This is a genomic window from Corynebacterium meridianum (assembly GCF_016342265.1).
Taxonomy (GTDB): Bacteria; Actinomycetota; Actinomycetes; order Mycobacteriales; family Mycobacteriaceae; genus Corynebacterium; species Corynebacterium meridianum.
In genome coordinates this window covers 43,642-59,663 of sequence record NZ_JAEIOS010000012.1, presented here as the reverse complement: position 1 = coordinate 59,663, position 16,022 = coordinate 43,642, and the positions used below count along the sequence as shown (strand labels likewise).

14 protein-coding genes are annotated in these 16,022 nt (G+C 65.6%); 3 read left to right on the top strand and 11 right to left on the bottom strand.

Features of this window, described 5'->3' with window-relative positions; genetic code table 11:
- Positions 1–25 precede the first annotated feature (25 nt).
- The gene (locus JDV75_RS06910) at positions 26–2,017 is read right to left on the bottom strand and encodes an HtaA domain-containing protein (protein WP_198738533.1); all 1,992 of its coding nucleotides are present in this window, start codon (positions 2,015–2,017) and stop codon (positions 26–28) included.
- Positions 2,018–2,260: 243 nt separating this feature from the next.
- Between JDV75_RS06910 and JDV75_RS06905 the strand changes: the two genes are divergently transcribed.
- Complete coding sequence (locus JDV75_RS06905) at positions 2,261–2,791, top strand: hypothetical protein (RefSeq protein WP_198738532.1); 531 nt, start codon at positions 2,261–2,263, stop codon at positions 2,789–2,791.
- Between the two features lie 110 nt (positions 2,792–2,901).
- Positions 2,902–4,050, top strand: coding sequence for a homoserine O-acetyltransferase MetX (gene metX, locus JDV75_RS06900; RefSeq protein ID WP_198738531.1), 1,149 nt, complete (start codon positions 2,902–2,904; stop codon positions 4,048–4,050).
- 25 nt (positions 4,051–4,075) lie between these two features.
- Here metX and JDV75_RS06895 read toward each other — a convergent pair whose 3' ends face one another.
- Positions 4,076–4,408 (bottom strand): DUF3017 domain-containing protein, encoded by a 333-nt coding sequence (locus JDV75_RS06895; protein ID WP_198738530.1) that lies wholly within the window; start codon positions 4,406–4,408, stop codon positions 4,076–4,078.
- Between the two features lie 14 nt (positions 4,409–4,422).
- Positions 4,423–5,280 (bottom strand): bifunctional methylenetetrahydrofolate dehydrogenase/methenyltetrahydrofolate cyclohydrolase, encoded by an 858-nt coding sequence (locus JDV75_RS06890; RefSeq protein WP_198738529.1) that lies wholly within the window; start codon positions 5,278–5,280, stop codon positions 4,423–4,425.
- Between the two features lie 88 nt (positions 5,281–5,368).
- Between JDV75_RS06890 and JDV75_RS06885 the strand changes: the two genes are divergently transcribed.
- On the top strand, positions 5,369–5,857 hold the full coding sequence (locus tag JDV75_RS06885) for a tRNA (cytidine(34)-2'-O)-methyltransferase (RefSeq protein ID WP_198738528.1): 489 nt from the start codon (positions 5,369–5,371) through the stop codon (positions 5,855–5,857).
- A gap of 9 nt (positions 5,858–5,866) precedes the next feature.
- On the opposite strand, the gene JDV75_RS06880 is transcribed toward JDV75_RS06885, so the two are convergent.
- From JDV75_RS06880 to JDV75_RS06845, 8 genes are all read right to left on the bottom strand, one after another.
- On the bottom strand, positions 5,867–6,568 hold the full coding sequence (locus tag JDV75_RS06880; protein ID WP_198738527.1) for an iron dependent repressor, metal binding and dimerization domain protein: 702 nt from the start codon (positions 6,566–6,568) through the stop codon (positions 5,867–5,869).
- A 27-nt stretch (positions 6,569–6,595) separates the two neighbouring features.
- Positions 6,596–7,471, bottom strand: coding sequence for a metal ABC transporter permease (locus JDV75_RS06875; protein ID WP_232958309.1), 876 nt, complete (start codon positions 7,469–7,471; stop codon positions 6,596–6,598).
- Positions 7,468–8,439, bottom strand: coding sequence for a metal ABC transporter permease (locus tag JDV75_RS06870; RefSeq protein ID WP_198738526.1), 972 nt, complete (start codon positions 8,437–8,439; stop codon positions 7,468–7,470). The genes JDV75_RS06875 and JDV75_RS06870 overlap by 4 nt, the downstream gene beginning before the upstream one ends.
- The gene (locus JDV75_RS06865; RefSeq protein WP_198738525.1) at positions 8,429–9,205 is read right to left on the bottom strand and encodes a metal ABC transporter ATP-binding protein; all 777 of its coding nucleotides are present in this window, start codon (positions 9,203–9,205) and stop codon (positions 8,429–8,431) included. The genes JDV75_RS06870 and JDV75_RS06865 overlap by 11 nt, the downstream gene beginning before the upstream one ends.
- Before the next feature lie 133 nt (positions 9,206–9,338).
- The gene (locus JDV75_RS06860; protein ID WP_198738524.1) at positions 9,339–10,541 is read right to left on the bottom strand and encodes a metal ABC transporter substrate-binding protein; all 1,203 of its coding nucleotides are present in this window, start codon (positions 10,539–10,541) and stop codon (positions 9,339–9,341) included.
- A 240-nt stretch (positions 10,542–10,781) separates the two neighbouring features.
- Entirely contained in the window at positions 10,782–12,242 is a 1,461-nt protein-coding gene (locus tag JDV75_RS06855) for a PH domain-containing protein (protein WP_248096043.1), read from the bottom strand.
- A complete protein-coding gene (locus JDV75_RS06850; protein WP_198738523.1) occupies positions 12,239–12,715 on the bottom strand; it encodes a PH domain-containing protein in 477 nt (158 codons plus the stop codon). The genes JDV75_RS06855 and JDV75_RS06850 overlap by 4 nt, the downstream gene beginning before the upstream one ends.
- A gap of 39 nt (positions 12,716–12,754) precedes the next feature.
- Positions 12,755–15,928, bottom strand: coding sequence for an error-prone DNA polymerase (locus tag JDV75_RS06845; protein ID WP_232958308.1), 3,174 nt, complete (start codon positions 15,926–15,928; stop codon positions 12,755–12,757).
- Between the last annotated feature and the right edge of the window lie 94 nt (positions 15,929–16,022).

Genomic DNA, 16,022 nt, shown 5'->3' with positions numbered 1-16,022 from the left:
GCTTCAGGAGCATTCCGGTTTCCGGCTATCCCATCGGGTTCCGGGAGACGAACGAGGTCAGGGTGGCACCGGCGACGACGAAGGCGGCGAGAATCAGCAGGAGCGGTGTGACCAATGTCCCGGTTTCACTGCTGACCGCCACATTCTCGGTGTCCGGGGATTCGGCGGAGGGGCCGGTGGACTTGATCTTGAACTTTCCTGACCCGCCCTTGTCCGCACGGAAACTACCGTCGCCGTCCGTTTTACCTGTCACTCCGGGTAGACCGGGTTTCTTGGCGGCCGAGCCCGCTGCCCCGCCTGCTTTCGCGCCGAGCCGTGCCGCGGCTCCACCACCTCCGCCCGTACCGCCGGATGCGGCGGCGTTTCCACCCTGGCCGGCAGCGCAACTGGCTGATCCTCCGAGTGCCGCAGCGAAACTGAGTGGCGCCATCTCTTGACCCTCGGGGTAGAAGTCGGCGAACGCCGAGGATCCCGCCTGGGTCAGGGTGACCGAACTGGTCTGACCGGCCACGGCGTCGGAAGTCACGTCCAGCTGGCTGAATGCCAGGTTGGCGATGGCCACGCGACCGTAGCTGTTCGAGGCTCCTTCCATGTCATTCGATGTGACATCCGCGATGATGACACCGGAGTTTCCGTTCCACTGGATCTCCAGATCAGCGATGGTGAGGTCGAGTATTCCACCGTGTCCGGTGAACCTCACCGACCCGGGCATGAGCAGGGATCCGGTTCCGGCGGAGGGGTTGACGGCACCGGAGTTTCCGGAGAAGAGGAACTGTCCGTTGCTGTGCCCGACACCGTTGAGTTCCCATCCTCCGTTGGCGATCGTCCCGGAGATGTAGGTCTGGAATGAGGTCTTGACGCCCCATGCGGCCTGGGCTTCGACCACGCCGAGCGAACCATCGTCGGTGCAGACGTCTCCGCCGCCCGGATTCGCACCGGCGGTCCCGGCATCTGAGGTGTTCCCGCGACCGGCGGCCGCGCCGACGGATACGGCACCGGTGTTCCCGACTGCGGGGTTCTTTGCCGCACCGGTCCCGGTGGACTTGCCGCCACCACCGGTCGCTGCGGTGGACTTGCCGCCTGTCGTACCCGTGGTCCCACCAGCTGCGGACTTACCTTCAGCGGAGGTCCCCCTACCGGTGAGGGCCTTCCGGTCGTCGGAGAACCGCTTGTACAGCTTGTCACTGTTCCCGATGAACTTGTCGGCGGTCCCCATGAGGTTGTTCAGGGAAACGAGGTGATCATTGACGGAGTTGACCGCATCGATGCCGACGGACTTGGTTCCGGTACTCTTTCCGCCGCCGGCTGCGCCGCCTGTGGAAGGCTGCTTGCCGCAGACCTTCTCGAGTGTGGCACTCAGCGCGATATCGTCGAACTCCTGTCCCGGCTGGTAGAAACCGGCGAAGATGGCCGCGCCGGCGGAGGACAGGTTGACGCTACCGGTGAAGTCCAGGGACCCGGACGTGAAATCGGGGGCCTGCGAGAGGCGTATGTCCATGAAGTCCGCATCATCGGCGCTGGTCTCCCCGGCGACGTTCGTCGTACCTTCCTCGAGTTCCAGCCCCTTGTAATCTGCGACGAGCGTGGCATTGGTCCCGTCGACGACGAGCTTCATGTCGGAGAGCGTGAAGTCGAGGGCGTATTCTCCGGGGCCCTGGCCGCCTTCACCTTCATGCCCGAAGAACCGCAGGGATCCCTGCAGGGGAATCGTGGCGGTGTCCTCGTCAACGACCTTCATCGCGTTCGGGTCCGGGGTGAGCACGAATTGCTCTGAGCCACTGTCGAAGCTCATTCCGTCGAGGTCCCACCCTCCCCGGGTCCCACCGGACCGGATGTAGGAGAGGAAGGACTTCTTGAAGCCCCACCGCATTGCCCCGTCGATCTTGGTGTAGGACTCGGAGCAGTCTTCAGCGGTGGCCGGGAGGACGGGCAGGACCATGAGCCCCACGACCGCGGTGGCGGCAGCGGTGGCGGCGGCACGACGTACCGGTCGGTTGAATGGCGAACGCAGGGTCATGCGTCGTCCTTTCTTGGGGTGCAGATGTTGTTGATGCCTGAAACGGTGGTTTGACGAGGGGTCTACCCCGGGGATGAATGCCGGGTGCCGTGATCGGAGCGCGAGCCCGCGTACCACCTACCGGAGATTCCGGATAACGGGTGGACCACTTTACATTTCACCAGGCTAGACTAACCTAACGGACTCGCCGAACATTCGGAACCCCGCACCCCACCCCCCGCACTAAGGATAGCCGCAGCAATCATGAGCGAGAACACATTCGATCGCCTCTACCCCGACGTCGACCCGGCCACACCCCTCCCCCCGACCAGGGGAGAGAGGGTGGGGATGACGGTGTCCGTCGCGGTGTTCGCCTTCGGCGCGGCGGCGGGCGAGCTCATCGTGGCCGGAGTGGGGTTCGGACTGCTGATGTTCTGTCTCATCGCGAACAGTCTCAAGATGCGGCGGAAGATCCGCAACGAGGCCCGCTCACGTTTTCCCGGCGAGGATTGGGCGGAATACGGGGTCGTCCGGAGTCTCCGTCTCGACATTCTCGTCCCTCTTCTCTGGCTGATTGCGACCGTGACGTGCGCTCTCGTGTTCTTCTTCACCCCGGCCAGCTGGTACCCGTGGGCCCCCGCGGGGGCAGCTGGCCTGGCCGCGGCGATCACGTGGTTCATGCCTGGAATGTCTCCGGCCTGGTCGAGCCGACAGCAGGATGACGTCCCCGATGACGAACACAGGGACCTCACACCAACCCCCTATCCAGAGGGCTCTGAAACGCAGACCGCATAGTCTGGCTCTCCGACTCCGACGCACGCCAGCGGGCCGTTTCAACCGATATTGAACTAGACAGAGCGGTCCGTCTACGATGGTTGCACAGTGCGCCAACCAACGGAGACCCCATGAGAAGCCAATCATCCGAGCAGTCAGTGCCCGCTCCGCGATCAGCACCGTTCCCCGAGGACGGTGAGGTGGCGGTACTTCCCGTGGGTGACGTCCACACCGAAGCGGGTGGAGTGGTCCGTGACGTGAGAATCGCCGTACAGCGGTGGGGCGAACTGCGCAGGGAGCCCGACGGATCCACCAACATCATCCTCGTCGAACATGCACTCACCGGCGATTCGGACGCCTTGACCTGGTGGAACGGCCTGATTGGACCGGGTTTACCCCTGGACACGGAGCGTTTCTGCGTGATGTGCACGAATGCACTCGGTGGGTGCTCCGGCTCCACCGGACCGGCGTCCCGACACCCCGATGGACGACCCTGGGGCTCCCGGTTCCCCGCCCTGTCCATCCGGGATCTGGTCACCGCGGAACGTCAGCTTCTCGATGCCCTGGGGATCGATCGGGTCACTGCAGTGGTCGGCGGTTCCATGGGCGGTGCGCGGGCCCTGGAGTGGACCCTCATGCATCCGGAGCGGGTGGGGGCAGCTGCGGTTCTGGCGGTTTCCGCCCGCGCCAGTGCCTGGCAGATAGGTATCCAATCGGCGCAGATTTCGGCGATAACGAATGATCCGGAATGGCTGAAGGGTGACTATCATTCATCCGGCGGATACCCCCGACAGGGGCTGGCGGCAGCTCGCCGGATAGCACACCTGACGTACCGCGGAGAGCAGGAGATCGACGAACGCTTCGGCACAGATGCCCAGGACGGGGAGAATCCGCTCGGGGTATTCCGCGATCCGAGCCAACGCTTCGCGGTGCAGAGTTACCTCGACTACCAGGCGAGGAAACTGATAGAGCGCTTTGACGCGGGATCGTACGTCGCCCTGACTGAGGCGCTGAACCGCCACGACATCGGTCGCGGGCGCGGCGGACTGAACAAGGCGCTGTCGGAGATAAGCGTCCCAACTCTCGTGGCCGGCGTGGACACCGACATCCTCTACCCGTATCACCAGCAGGAACACATCTCGCGCAACATCGGAAATCTCCTGGGAATGGCGAAGATCGTCTCGCCGGTCGGACATGACGCCTTCCTGACGGAGACCCGCCAGGTCGCCCGGATACTGAGGCGTTTCCTGCTGCTGGCGGCCGACGAGGATCAGGAATGAGCCCGGGTCGAGGAACGGTCCACCGCTAGCTGCCGAGCGGATCGACCGACATCGCCAGGAAAACCATCGATCCCCCGACGAGCAGGGTGAATGGGGCGTCGAACTTGCGGGAGCGGACGGCGAGCACCCCGAGTATCCGGGAATCGCAGGTGACGCGGATGACACTGAGCCACATCAACGCACATCCGAGGAGGAACGTGGCGCGTCGCCAGTGTTCGGTCAGCGCGAAACCGATGACCACGAGAAACGCACCGATGAGCAGGGCCATGAACACCCGTTGGATGACGCGCGGAACCGCGGACGGTGACAGGCTGACGTCGTGCGGGTTGTCTATCCCCGGGATGTAGGAGGAACCCATGGGTCGTTTCCCGGTCACTCCATCCCGGCCAGAAGCTCCGCGCGCTCCACGACGTTGCGTACGAGAAAAGCTCTGGTGAGTGGACCGACTCCACCGGGATTCGGGGACACCGCACCGGCGACCTCCCACACGTCCGGATGAACGTCCCCGGCGAGCTTGCCGTCCTTCCGGGACACGCCGACGTCGAGAATCGCGGCCCCCGGCTTCACCATGTCCGGAGTGATCATGTGCGGGACACCCGCTGCGGCGACGATGACATCGGCGGTGCGGGTCTCGGCGGCCAGATCCTTCGTGCCGGTGTGGCAGAGCGTCGTGGTCGCGTTCTCGCTGCGCCGGGTGAGCATGAGGCCGATGGGACGCCCGACCGTCACGCCGCGTCCGATCACGACAACCTTCGCGCCGTTGAGCTCGATTCCGAATCGCCGGAGGAGGTGAATGGCACCGTTCGGGGTGCACGGCAACGGGGCCGGCTCGTTGAGCACCAGTTTGCCGAGGTTGACGGGGTGCAGGCCGTCGGCGTCCTTGTCGGGGTCGATCCGCTCGAGGACGGCGTTCTCGTCGAGGTGTTTCGGCAGCGGCAGCTGTACGATGTAGCCGGTGCAGGCGTCATCCGCGTTCAGTTCGTCGATGACCGCGTTGAGCTCCTCCTGGCTGACGTCGGCCGGGAGATCCCTGCGGATCGAGTTCACCCCGATCTGCTCGCAGTCCCGGTGCTTCATCTTGACGTAGCTGTGACTAGCCGGGTCATCCCCGACCAGAACGGTCGCCAGACCGGGAACCACGCCACGCTCGGCGAGCCGTTCCACCCTCCTCGCCAGGTCCTCGAAGATCTCGTCGCGGTAGAGCTTGCCGTCAAGTTTCTGTGCAGTCACGCGGTCCATTATTCCACGTACCGGAGGATCCCCGCAGGTTCCCGTCGTTGACGGGGTGCGGGACCGCCGGCCACTAGGATCTGGGACCATGAGTGAGACCAGCTGCTCCGCACCGCTGCACGTCGTTTTCGACCGGCCGTGTATTCCACCGAACACGGGCAACGCCATCCGGATGTGCGCGGGCACGGGTGCGCACCTTCATCTCGCGGGCCCCCTCGGATTCGATCTCGAGGAGAAGAACCTCCGGCGGGCCGGTCTGGATTACCACGACCTGGCGCAGGTGAGTGTCCACGAGGATCTGGCTGCAGCGCTGAGTGCCGTACCGGGTGCAAGGGTGTTCGCATTCACGACGACCGCGACACGCTGGCACACTGACGTCAGCTACGAGCCGGGCGATGTCCTGTTGTTCGGAACGGAACCGACGGGGCTGGACGCCGCGGCACTCTCCGATCCCCGGGTCACAGAGCAGGTACGGGTACCGATGCTCCCGGCACGACGTTCGATGAATTTGTCCAACTGCGCTGCGGTGGCCACCTATGAGGCGTGGCGCCAGCTGGGACACCCGGGCGCGGTGTAGCGGGGTCGGTCAACCGCGGATGACGGAGATGGCCGCGATGCCCGCAGTCGTCATTGGGACGTCGAAGGGTGCATCCGTTCCTCGGGTACCTGACGGACGTTCGACCCGGATGACGGACATGCCCGGGAACGGGGGCGGAAGAACGCTCAGTCCGGCACCGGGCCGGATACCGTGGTCGGCGAGGTAGCGGAGCAGTTCCGGATCCCGGTCGCTGACCCTGTCCACGGTGACGTTCGCACCCTCCTCGACTCCGCTGAGGGGCTCCGACATGCTGTCCACCATCGCTCCGTCGTGGTCCGGTATCGGGTCCCCGTGGGGGTCACGCACCGGATGCCCGAGGTGGGCGTCGATCCTTTCGATGAGTTTGTCGGACACGGAGTGCTCCAGCACATCCGCCTCCTCGTGCACCTCGTCCCATGTGTAGCCGAGGGTCGTGCAGAGGAACATCTCGAGGATGCGGTGGCGACGCATCATGCCGATTGCCAGCCGGGTCCCCTCGTCGGTGAGGGTCACCCCCGAGTACGGGCGGTGTCTGACCAGACCGCGCTCCGTCAGCCGTCGTACGGCTTCGGACGCCGTCGAGGTCTTCTGCCCGGTCTGGGCGGCGACATCCTTCAGCGCGGCAGGTTCACCGGTGCGCTCGCAGATGTCCCAGATGACCTTGAGGTAGTCCTGGGATCTGTCGGGCAGATCCGAGAGACTCGTTCCCACTGTCGTTCTCCTTCCCTGTGGGTTCCGCTAGCCCCGTCTGGCGAGCAGTTTTCCGACGACGAGACAACCGACGTAGAACACGCCTGCGGTCAGTGCGATCATGCCCCCCGCGGAGAGGTCGGCCTTCACGGCGAACGCGAGTCCCACCGCGCCGATGGCGACGCCGGCCACGGGTGCCGCGATGAACAGTCCCCGGGTGGATCGCACGAGTGGTTGCAGCCCGGCGGCGGGGGCGGCCACGAGTGCGATGGAGAGAATCGTACCGACGGCGGGGATGACCACGACGATGGCCGCACAGATCAGCCCCAGAATGACGCCCTCGGCAATGGTGGCGCTGTGTCCCGCGGCCCGGTACCCGCCGCCGTCGAAAGCATAGAAGATCAGCTGCCTGCCGAAGGTCACGAGAACGACGATCGTGATGATGAGCACGACGCCTGCGGCGAGGACGTCGGTCCGGTTGACGCTGAGCACGGATCCGGTGAGGAAGGACTCGATCTTCAGTGGCAGGGGCTGGAACCACTTGCTGAGGAAATAGCCGAGGGCGAATCCCAGGGTGAGCACGATACCCGCCGACGCCTGGGAGGACTGCCCCGCGATCCGGGTCAGTCGGTGCATCAGCCAGGACAGCGGGACACACGCCAGTAGCGCACCGGCGAAGAGAAAGAGGGAGAGCACGGAATGCTGCGTGTCGTTGTCCAGGTCCCAGCCGGATGCCAGGCCCTTTCCGAGGACGACGCCGAGGATCGCTCCGGGGAAGGTGCCGTGGGCGACGGACTCGACGAAGAACACCCGCTGGTGGAGTACCGCCAGGACCCCGACCAGTCCGGCGAGGACGCCGACGACGATGATCTCGAGGATCGGGAGTTGGAGGATCGTCCACAGGGTGGAGTCGAAGAAACTCATGCCGCACCTCCGACGGTTGTATCTGCTGGTGTGGGGGTGTCGTCCCGCCCGGTTGCGGCTCGATCACGCGCGAACCGGGTGCGGAACCACTTGACAGGCAGCGCGAGGAAGAACAGGGCGATGACGGACAGGGCGACCGACGCCTGCGGTGAAACGGGGTGCGGGGTGTCGAGGGTCATGATGATCATGCCCGCGTACCCACCGATGACGCCCACGGCGATGGCGACAGGGATCATCAGCGAGACCCGGTCCACCAGGAGTCGGGCCGTGGCACCGGGGACGACGAGGTATCCGATGACGAGGAGAACACCGACGGCGGATGCGGAGGACACGACGACCGCGGCGATGGCCGCGTTGACCATGAGGTCCACGGCGAATCCGGAGATTCCCGCGGCGCGCGCTCCGTCCCTGTCGAAGGCGGTGAAGATCTGTTCCTTCCAGGAGACGGTGATGATGGTGAGTGCGACGAGACACACGAGGATCGATTCGACGAACCGGTCCGGGGTGACCTCCAGGAGACGACCGAACATCAGCGCCTCCAGCTGGCCTGACCGGTCACCCTTGTACAGGGAGAGCACGATACCCGCCGAGAAGAAGGAGGTGAGGACGACGGCGGTACCGGATTCGGAAACCTTGGTGTTCCGCCTGCCGACGGCCGTGAGCGCGATGACGATGAATACGGCGCAGATCGCCGCCCCGGGGATGATCATGTCGAGTCCCCCGTAGACCGCACCGGCGACGATGCCCGGGAACACGGAGTGCACCATCGCCTCGGCGTTGAATTCCAGGCAACGGAGGTTGATGATGACGCCGACTAGACCGGCGACGATGCCGAGGAACATGAGCATGAGGAACGGCCGAAAGAGATAGGGGGCCGCGGCAACGGTCTGCAGCCCCGGCACGTCCGTCACCGCCAGCCGCAGGGATTCGACGGCGTCGGTGACGCCGAGGATGAAGCTATCCCACATGGATTTCCTCCCCGAGGCCCGATCCGACGAGCTCGTCGGAGCTGCGTCCGCCGTAGGCCTTCTCGAGGTTGTCCGGGACGAGCACTTCGTCGATCGGCCCGAAGGCTATCTGCTGTCCGGCCAGCAGTGCCACGTCCTCACAGCATTCGTACGCGAGCTTGAGATCGTGGGTGGACACGACGACGGCGACGCCTTCCCGCTTCACGGAGTGGATGATCTCCAGCAGCGCCTCACGGTTGGGTTCATCCAGGCCGTTGAAGGGCTCGTCGAGGAGGATCATCTTCGGCGAGGCGACGATCGACCGGGCGAGCAGCACGCGTTGACGCTGGCCACCGGAGAGTTCGCCGAACCGCAGTCCCGCACGATCGGACATGCCGACCCTGTCCAGTGCTGACTCGACCCGTTTACGGTGTGCGGAACCGGGACGGCGGAACCACCCGAGTTCCGCGTAGAGCCCCATCATGACGACCTGACGGACGGTCACCGGAAAGGTGACATCCAGGTCAGCGACCTGGGGCACGTACCCGATGGCGCCCTTCGGGACCTTTCCGTCCGTTCGACCGAGGATCTCCATGGTCCCGGACACCTGGACGGTACCGAGGATGCCGCGGAGAAGTGTGGTCTTACCGGCTCCGTTGGGCCCGATGAGTGCGAGGGCCTCACCCGGCTGGATCTCCCCGGTGACTCCGGTCAGGGTGGGGGAACCACCGTAGCTGAAACTCGCTTCTTTGTAGCGCAGTGCCGGGGCGGCCTGTGTCGTACTCATTGATATTCTCCCTTGATGGAACCGGTATTTATTATTGGTGAAACTGAATTCTTTTAAGGTCCTGAACGCACGAGAGCCGCACCCCGGGCTACGGGACGCGGCGAACTCGCTTCGAGGAGACTGAGACGGCGGTCTACAGGTCCTTCGGGGTGTACGGCTGGAGAATTTCCGGGACGGGAGCGACTGTGCCACCCCACGCACGAACGAGGTTGGTGACGTTGTGCATGATGGCTCCGATGTAGGTCTCCCCGTCGGTCCCGACCGGACCGAGCGAGTCACCGTAGAGCGCGTCATCACCGATAACGGCCTTCACACCGGCGGCGCTGGCGATGGCCTCGATCGACTTGGAGTTGTTGGAGTTCTCCGCGAACAGGGCCTTCGCGCCGGATGCACGGACCTTGTCGGCCTCGGAGGCGATGTGTTCGGCCGTGGCGTCAGCCTGATCGTTGAAGTCCGTCAACGCGGTGCCGATGAAGTTGATGTCGAACTCATTGGACAGGTATCCGAAGGCGTCGTGTGACGTGAACAGCACCCTGTCCTCGTCCGGGACGGAGGCGAAGGACTCCGCGGCCCAGTCATCGAGGGCGGTCAACTGCTTCTCGAAGCGTTCGACGTGCTCCTGGAAGAGTTCGGCGTTCTCCGGGGAGGCAGCCTCCAGCGCGGCACCGATGTTGGTCACCTGGACCATGGCGTTGTGCGGGGAGGTCCAGACGTGCGGGTCGTAGATGAACTCGGGCTCCTCGCCGGCCGCGGTCGCGAACGGCCACTCGTTGATGTCCACCTGCTCCTCACCGCGGTAGACCTTGTACGGCAGGCTCTTCTCCGCCTCGAGCACGGCCTGCTCATCGGACTTCTCGTCCGAGGTGAGGAAGCCGCTGGTCACCACGAGGGTGCCACTGAAGCCCGACGCCTCAACCGCACGGTCGAGGAAGTGCTCCAGGTCCACGCCGTTGACCATGAGGAGGTTCGCCTCGGTCATGGCCGCCATCTGCTGGGGGGTCATCTCGTGGTCGTGGGCGGAGGCGTTGGGCGCCAGGATGCAGGTGAGATCAAGCTCCGACTTGGCGGCGTCGGGATCGGCCCCGAAGTGGGTGGTGTTTCCGTCCGACCCGGTCTTGTTGAAGGAGAGCTCCGCGTCATCCGACTCGTCGGTGGCGATCTGGGTGACGTAGTCACAGATCTGGGTGGTGGTGGCCACCACCTTCACGGGCTCACCGGAGACCTTCTCAACTTCCCCGGAACCGGAGTCACCGGATCCGGAATCCGATCCGCACGCGGCCAGAACGAGCGAGGCAACCGTGCAGGCAGCGAGGGCCGCAGCTTTTCCAAGCTTCATGGTTCACAGTCTCTTTTCAGCAGTCTTCCGGGTTGCCGCCCATCGGGTCCGGAGCGAATCCGCGGCAGCCACCCACCAGTAAGTACATGGTAACCATACCCAGAAAGACCGATGAGACAAACCTAATTCTTCAACTCACTGAACTTTATTGTGCCAACCGAAGTTTAATTGCATATGAATGCCATTATTGCCCCAGCACACACACTCGGGCCTCCCACCACGAAAACCCCGGGGCACCCCTCATTCAGGGGTAGCTCCCAGCGGAGCCAGGGCAGGGAGTCGACGCCGCCTCAGCAGTTCGAGCAGCCACACGGCATCGGCGTACCGGAGATCACCCGCCACCATCTGCACCGGCCCCTCCACGAGATGCAGCTGCACCGAAGCGATGTCCAGCAGTCGCGCGATCGGCCCCTTCCCCAGGGTGATCTCCTGAATGTGCGGCAGTGCGACCATCGACACCCTGCGGGACAGGCGCCCGCCGTGCAGGATGATGACCTCCGGGAGATCTTCCCCGGTGACATCCGTTCCACCCGCGAACGTCACCGCCCGGCGACTCCAACAGATCGGCGACACCCACCTGGCCCGGCGCGGGCTCCGCAACACCGGGCGCGTCCATCCCTCCGGTTGAGCCGATTCCTCGACATCCGGAGCCGTCAACGGGCTGAGCAGCGCCGCTACCCGGATCGCCTCCGACCGGGTCCCCACCGGGAGAATCCTGGTGGTCCCGGCGGCGCCGGACACCCCGTAACCCGCGACACAGACCTGCACCGACCACCATCCCGTGAGCCGCCACAGGACCCGCTGGCGGATCTCCACGGAGTGAACCCGGGACAACTTCAGCGTCTGCCGGCGGCGATCGGCGAGACCATAGGTGATGTCCAGATCTTCACCGTCTTCTCTCCGGACGGTGAACCGCCAGGAGTTGTCGATGATGTTCCATGTGGCGGGGATCGCACCGATGAACAGCGGCCACAGCATCCCCAGAGAGGTCGGCTGGATGACGACGATGATGACAGCCGGTACGGCGAGCAGGAACCACCCGGAGAGAAATGCCGCGGCAAGTGACCTGAACACGGGAATCGGGGCCACGACGACTTCACCGGCAGCCGACGACGGCGCAGCTTCCGCATCCCGGGATCCGGCGGGCTGGACACCCCGCGCGGCGGCCCCACCGGTCTCAGGCTCCATCAGGCCGAGGATCTCCACACGGAGCCGCTCGGCCACCTTCTTGTTCAGGTAGGAGATCTCGATGACGGAGTCGTCCCCACCCGCTGTCTCGACACGGACGGCCGCGAGTCCGAAGATCCGGGCGATGACCGACTCCACGAGATCGACCGCCTGGATGCGGTCGTAGCGTGCGGTACGGACACGGACCCCCACCACGCCCCGGCGGTGAATGATCTCCTCTCCGGTGAGCCGGTATCCGGCGGCCCGCCACCAGATGCCGGAGACGAGCCAGATCAGCGCACACACCGCGACGAACCCACCGGCCCCGACCAACAGTGGACGGACGTCCACGTGGATGTCCCCGGATATCAGACCCCGGAGGAACCCGAACGCCGATTCCCCCATGTTCCCCACCGCGACGGCAACGAGTGCGAGCAGAACCGTCCAGAATTGCAGCAGTGGGCTGATCCGGTGCACACGCCGATATCCACCGGTACCGGCGTCATTGACATAAGCTTCCGGGGAAGTGCTCACAGCCCGCTCATCCTCTCCCGGGCCTTGACCGCGAGTCGGTCCCGCAGAGCTTCGGCTGTGCCCGCGTCCAGCCCCGGAATCTCGCTGTCGGAGGTTGATGAAGCGGTGTGCAGGGTGAGGGTCCGGAGCCCGAACCGGCGCTGGACGGGACCCGAGGTGAGGTCGACGAACTGCACCCGGCCGTAGGGAACGACGGTGAAGGTGTACCAGATCCGCCCCTTGGTGATGAGCAGTTCATCCGTGGTCTCGGCCCACCCGAGGAGCCGGACCTGCGCGGGAATCAGCCATGCGAGGTACCCGGCGGTGATGAGCATGAGCCCGGTGCCGATCCAGAACCACGGGGTCCACCACCAGGCCACAACGGCGCACCCCAGTGCGAGGATCACCGGTCCCGGGATCGCGACGATCAGCCGGGCCTTCGAGAGAGCCGGCGATACCGGATTGAGCTGGATCGAGTCAGTGGGGTCTGTCATGGGTCCCACTATGCCGAAACCCGTGAGGATCATGCACGGTCACCGGAAGTCCCGGGAACCGGTGGAGAGCAGTTCCGCCGCGGGGAACGGTTCCAGCAGATCAGCCAGGACCGCCGCCGCACCCGAGGCGTTCTGGACGATGCCCCGGATGATCAGGGCGTGGGCGGTCCGGGCGAGCAGACGCTGTCTGGCCCAGAGCCCGGGTGGGACGATGATATTCATCAGGCCGGTCTCATCCTCCATCCCGAGGAAGGTCACACCGCTGGCGGTCCGGGGTCGTTGCCGGTGGGTGATGATGCCCGCAACCCTGATCCGGGCACCGTCGCGTTGGTCGAGAAGACGGTCGGCGGGGACGATCCCCCGGGCATCGAGCGCGGTGCGCAGGAGGGCGACCGGTTGCCTGTCGTGGGTGACTCCGGTCGCCGCGATATCGGCGGCCAGTAGCTCGAAGGCCGTCATCCCGGGGAGCGCGGGGGACTCGATCCCGGAGACCCCGGGCAGCATCCCGTTCTTCTCCGTCGCGGCGACACCGGCCTCCCACCGGGCCCGGCGACGTCCCACCCCCAGGCAGTCCGTCGCCCCGGCCGTGGCCAGAGCCTCCGTCTGCGCGACGCTCAGGTCCGCCCGCCGGGCGAGGTCCGCGATCCCGGCGAATGGCCCTCCGGTGGTCCGCGCCCCGATGATCCGGTGCACCGCCTTCTCCCCCACCCCCCGGACGAGGTCCAGCCCGAGCCGGATACGACCGTCAGGACAGTCCGCGACAGTGCCGGAGTCGTTGACGGAGACCGGATCGACCGGAATTCCGTGGCGTCGTGCATCGGCGATGAGGGACTGCGGCGAATAGAAACCCATCGGCTGCGCCCGCAGGAGACCGGTGCAGAACTCCGCCGGGTAGTGGTACTTGAACCAGGCGGAGAAATAGACCAGCGACGCGAAGGACTGGGAGTGGGATTCGGGGAAGCCGTAGGCGGCGAAGGCCACCATTTTGTTCCACAGGTTCTCGGCGATGTCCCCGGTGATGCCGTTGTTCTCCTCGAGCCCGGTGAAGAACCGGTCGCGGATGCGGGCCATGCGTTCGGGGGAACGTTTGGACCCCATGGCACGTCTCAGTGCATCAGCCTCGGCGCCGGTGAAGCCCGCGGCGTCACGGGCCATCTGCATGAGCTGTTCCTGGAACAACGGCACCCCGAGGGTCTTGGCCAGCGCGGGCTCCAGGCAGGGGTGGTCGTAGGTGACCGACTCCTCGCCGTTGCGTCGTCGGATGTAGGGGTGGACGCTGCCGCCCTGGATGGGGCCGGGGCGGATGAGCGCGACCTCGACGACGAGGTCGAAGAACTCCCGGGGTTTCAGTCGCGGGAGGGTGGACATCTGGGCCCGGGACTCGACCTGGAACACGCCGACGGCGTCGGCACGCGCCAGCATGGCGTACACCTCCGGTTCCGCGAGGTCCAGCTCCCAGAGGTTCACCGTCCTGCCGCGGTGTTCGGCGACGAGGTCGATCATGTGGTGGAGTGCCTCGAGCATGCCGAGGCCGAGAAGGTCGAACTTGACCAGCCCGGCCGCGGCGCAGTCGTCCTTGTCCCACTGCACGATGCTGCGTCCGGCCTTGCGCGCCCACTCCACGGGCACGACATCGGCGATGGGGCGGTCACAGATGACCATGCCCCCGGAGTGGATTCCGAGGTGTCGGGGTTGTCCGATGAACCGCTCCGCGAGTGCGACGACCTCCGGGGGCGGCTCGGCGGTTCCCTTCGCCCACGCGTCACAGGCACCCTGCGGGTGGCCGAGCGCCCGGCCCGCGTCGCGGACGGCGCCGCGACGTCGGTAGGTGATGACGTTCGCAACCTGGGCGGCGTTGCCCCTGCCGTAGCGGGAGTAGGCGTACTGGATGACCTCCTCGCGCCGGGTGGACTCGATGTCGATGTCGATGTCCGGCGGCCCGTCCCGCTCCGGTGAGAGGAAGCGCTCGAAGAGCAGGCCCGCACCGACGGGTTCGACGTTGGTGATGCCGAGCGCGAAACAGACCACGGAGTTCGCCGCCGAGCCGCGCCCCTGGCAGAGGATGTCGTGCTCCCGGCAGAAGTCGACCAGATCACAGACGATGAGGAAGTAGCCGGGGAAGTCCAGTTGCTCGATGATGTCCAGTTCATGTTCCAGTTGCGCGCGGACGAGCAGTCTGAGGTCAGCTTCCCTACGGGCGTACCGTTTGCGGGCGCGCCGCTCCGTGAGTTCCCGGAGCCAGCTCATCTCGGTGTATCCGTCGGGCGTGTCGAACCGGGGAAGCTCCGGGGTGATCAGGTCGAGGGTGAATGCGCATTCGGCGGCGATCTCGATCGTGGTCCTGAGTAGCCGGTCGCTGCCGGGCAGAGCCCGGACGATGTCACCACCGCTCCGGAGCCAGGTACCACCCATCGGGTGCAGGTGAGATTCCGCATCCGCAAGCCCGGTGCGGAGGCGGAGGGCGTGTTTCGCTCCCGCCACGCGCGCATCGTGACGGGTGGCGGCCCGGGGCATGGCGCTGACCACGGCCCGCAGACCGAGCCGTTCCGCTTCGGCGAGCAGACCTTCATTTCCGTCCACGTCCCCGGGGCACATCGTCCAGGACAGCTGGACCGCGACGCATTCGGTACCGAATGCGTCGATCAGTTCAGGCAGACGTTCCGACCAGGTGGCGTCGGCGAGGAGCTGCCAGGTTCCGCCGGCCTGTTCGGCGAGCACCGGAAGCCCCGGATAAACCGGTCTCCCCTTGGCGCCGGCGGCCATGTGCGCGTCAGTGATGGCGTGGCTGAGACGGCGGTAGCCCTCCGCACCACGGCAGAGCACGCAGAGGATCGAATCTTCGCCGAGGGTAAGTTCCGCGCCGAATACGGTGTCGAGTCCGGTTTCCGCGGCAGCCTCGGCGAAGCGCACCGCGGAGTAGAAGCCGTCACGGTCCGTGATCCCGAGTGCAGTGAGCCCGATATCGACAGCGCGTTCGACGAGCCTTTCCGGGTCTGACGCGCCGGAGAGAAAGCTGTACGTGCTCCGGGCACGGAGCTCCGCGAAAGGGGGGCCGCCACCGGGCCCGGTGGATTTATCTGCCTTCTCCACCTTTCGCGCTTTGACAGGTGCGGAAGGGGTCCGATTCCACATCCCTCCGGAGAGCACCGTCTCCAGTGTGTGCCAGTCCATCGGACGACCGTTGAAACCGACACCTCCACCGCCCCATTCCATATAGAACACACTAGCGAACCGGTCACCGTTCCGGCACCTCTCACGCGCATGCAGTGCGACCACCTGCACAGTCCGCCACACACCCCATCACTAG